The sequence below is a fragment of the Mesorhizobium sp. M7A.F.Ca.US.006.04.2.1 genome (assembly GCF_004022915.1).
In the GTDB taxonomy this organism is placed as follows: Bacteria; Pseudomonadota; Alphaproteobacteria; order Rhizobiales; family Rhizobiaceae; genus Mesorhizobium; species Mesorhizobium ciceri.
Window position 1 is genome coordinate 1 of the sequence record NZ_RZQA01000745.1, and the last position, 3,256, is coordinate 3,256.

At 61.2% G+C, this 3,256-nt stretch carries 2 protein-coding genes and 1 pseudogene; 1 reads left to right on the plus strand and 2 read right to left on the minus strand.

Annotation, left to right across the window (positions count from 1 at the left end; all coding sequences use genetic code 11):
• Nucleotides 1-2,056 (plus strand): annotated as a pseudogene (locus EN925_RS29245) (hypothetical protein); the annotation flags it as partial.
• Nucleotides 2,057-2,277: 221 nt separating this feature from the next.
• Here EN925_RS29245 and EN925_RS40995 read toward each other — a convergent pair.
• A complete protein-coding gene (locus EN925_RS40995) occupies nt 2,278-2,709 on the minus strand; it encodes an MFS transporter (protein ID WP_348629898.1) in 432 nt (143 codons plus the stop codon).
• A partial coding sequence (locus tag EN925_RS41000) for an MFS transporter (RefSeq protein ID WP_348630369.1) occupies nt 2,687-3,256 on the minus strand: 570 nt, incomplete at its 5' end. The genes EN925_RS41000 and EN925_RS40995, both read right to left, overlap by 23 nt.

A 3,256-nucleotide genomic window follows, 5' to 3' on the forward strand; every position in this document is an offset into this window, starting at 1 on the left:
CTCTCAGGCACTGGCCAGGGTCGCCATTCCGAATGCTGCGCAGCTTGGCGCATGGAAGGCGCTGGCAGCAGAGCTCGGGAAGGGCAGGGGCGTCCTTTCCGATCGTCTTGCCGAGCACCAGGGCAATCACGACTTGCTTTCGGCGCGGCTGGAAGCCCTTCGTGCCTCTGTCGATGTCACCGACGATGATGCGGCCGACGTCATTCGGCGTGCCCGCGACGACGCCTGGGCAAGGCATCGCCATGACCTGACTGGGGAAACGGCGGATGATTTCGCGGCAACACTGGCCCGAGACGACAGTGTCGGCGCAGGCCGTTTGGCCAACGCTCGGGAACTGGTCGAAATTCGCAGCACAAACCGCAACCTCGTAGAAACCGCGGCCACTATCGCGCATGCGCGTGATCAACTTGCCCGGAATGGCTCAGATCGGGAGGCTGTGCTCTTGGAAATACGCACAGTCGCCAGAGAGCTGCTCGGGCCGTGCCAGGAAACATCCCCCGAACAGCTGATCGAACTGATCGAGGATCGTATCGCTGCCCGCATCGATGCGCTCGCGGCCTGGGAGGAGATCGAGCTTTCGCGCAAGAAGGCCGAGCGGGCGGTTGATGAGGAAGGTCGAATACGCCTGGAATTGAGCCGCGCGCTGGCGAGCGTCGGCGTCGGTTCGGATGTTGGTGACAGCCTAGAGACGGTCATGGCCGTGGCAGAGCTGTTTCTTGAGAGACAGTTCAAGGTGGACGCAGAGCGCACCGAGGCGCTCAAGACGGTTGGAACAAGGCAAGAGGATCTGGCCGCCAGGCGCCGCGCTGTCGAAGTCGCGGAGCGACGTGAGGATGAATGGCAGGCCGGTATTGCCGAAGCGCTCAAGGGGACTTGGCTAGAGAGAGGCATCTCGGTGCCCGGCATGGGCGGCGTCCTTGATCAACTGGCTGAACTGTCCAAGAGCCTTCAGGACCGGGAGGCCATGCAACTGCGCATCGAAAAGATGGTGGCCGACAGGGACAATTTTCTGGTCGAGGTTACCGCCGTTGCAGCCGATGCGGGCGAGGCGGACGACGACGAACCGGAACAGCTGGCGATCCGCCTTGCCCAGCGCCTGGAGCGCGCCGAGCGCATGCGCGAGGCCAAAGCAAGCCTCGTCAATGACCTGCAGCGCCTGCAGGATCAGCGTGAGATCCTCGATGCAGAGGTTTCGGCACATGAGCGCCGCAAGAACGAGGTCCTAAGCGTCTTTGGCGTGGTCACGCTAGCGGACGTCGTGCAACGCGATGAGCTGCTGCGCGACAGGGATCGCCTGCGCAAAACCGTGGCCGAGCTTGAGGAGCAGGTTTTTTCCGAGCTCGCGGTGGAAGGGTTCGAGCAGGCGCGTTCGATATTGGATGGTGTCGATCTCGACAGTATCGCAATCGAGAAGGCGGAAGCCGAGCAACGGCTTCGCGCTTCTGACGAGGCAATACAGCACCAGCTCATTCGGCAGACGCGCGCGACCGACAAGCTGGACGCTATTGGCGGCGACAGTGCTGTTGCCCGCATAGATGCCGAACGGCGCACCGTCCTTCTGGAAATCGAGGAAAAGGCCGTCCGCTATATCGAGCTGAAATTGGGAATAATGTCGGCTGGCAATGCTTTGCGCGTCTACCGTGAACGTCATCGCTCCGGGATGATGGAGCGCGCATCGGACGCATTCGCTCTCATGACGCGCGGCCAGTACTCTGGCCTGACAACCCAGCCCGTGAAGGGTGGGGAAGTGCTCATCGCGTTGCAGCGCGACGGGCAATCCAAGGTCGCCGACGCGCTGTCAAAAGGGGCACGTTTTCAGCTCTACCTGGCGCTCAGGCTTGCCGGGTATTACGAGTTCGCACAGTTTCGACCCGCAGTACCATTCATCGCCGACGACATCATGGAGACCTTCGACCATGTCCGGTCGGAGGAGGTTTTCAGGTTGTTTGGGGAGATGGCAAGTGCAGGACAGGTAATCTACCTGACACATCACCAGCACCTGTGCGAGATCGCCAAGACTGTAGTGCCGGGCGTAGCGGTCCATGAGCTCGGATGAGATTGGACTTACTTGATGCGCTGCGGAAATACCGTGCTGTTCGATTTTCCCCTTAGCTAGTCTAATCGACATTTCCAAGCGCCGGCTTTGGCGTCAGCTTTGCGCCTGAAGCCGGACCTAGAGGCCAGCTTTGCCTATTCCGAAAGCCGACGTTGCAGGCGACCGCTCGGGAGGTCGCCGTCGCGCCGCACGCGGTCATTTTCAACCTTGCGATTGAATGGCTACTTTGGCCGGTTTAACGGACGTGGGTAGCCATGCGCCTGTCGGCCTCCACGGGCATTGTACGCTAAATGCAATGCAATGGCGGTTGTACAAAAGGTGACACCGGCGCTGATAAAGAAGACAACGCTCAAACCTGCTCGATCGGCAGCCCATCCCAACGCCGGGCTTCCTAGAGCCATCGCGACGTCCAGAAAGGCCGTGTAGATGCCCATCGCCAAGCCGCGGTTTTCCGGAGATGTGCCACCAACCGCCTCCACGCCAAGCCCGGGGTAGACCAGGGAGTAGCCTAGACCCGCCAGCGCGGCTCCGAAGGAAGCAAGCACACTGCTTCGTGCCAACCCGATGAGCAGAAGCCCAGCTGACTGCACGAGCACGAACAGCAGGGCGATCTTTGCACCGCCGTATCTGTCAGGCAAATGACCGCAGACCATACGCGCTGCGATCAGCGCAGCTCCAAACGCCGTAATCCAACCCAGACCGGTCGCCAATGATTGTCGGCATACAGAAGGGAGCTGAGGCAAGGACTGAGCAGTAGCCGACGCTGGCGAGTGCCGCACCAAGTCCTGGCAGCCATACCGCGTCAAAAACCGCTCTCAAATCGGATTCTCTCTGCCGCAACTGTATCCGAGGGTTCGGCGCTCGCATGAGTGATCCCAGGACGAGCAACGGCAATAGTGTGGTCAGCAGCCCTATCGCCGCAAAGCCGTAGGCTGTGAACAACATGGTTCCCAATGGTCCGCTGAAGGCCAATGCCGCGAACATCGCAGTGCCGACCCATGCAATGACTTTCCCCGAATGCCCGGCATCCACGAGCGCCAGGCCCCAGGCCACGCCACCTGTGATGATAAAGCTCTCGGCACCGCCCAGCACCGCGCGTCCGACGACGAGAATCGAGACGGAGAGAACGGGCGAATGCGCGACGGCAACGGACAGGAGATAGAGCAGCCCGGCAGCCGCTGCCGTAACCAGGCCCACGAG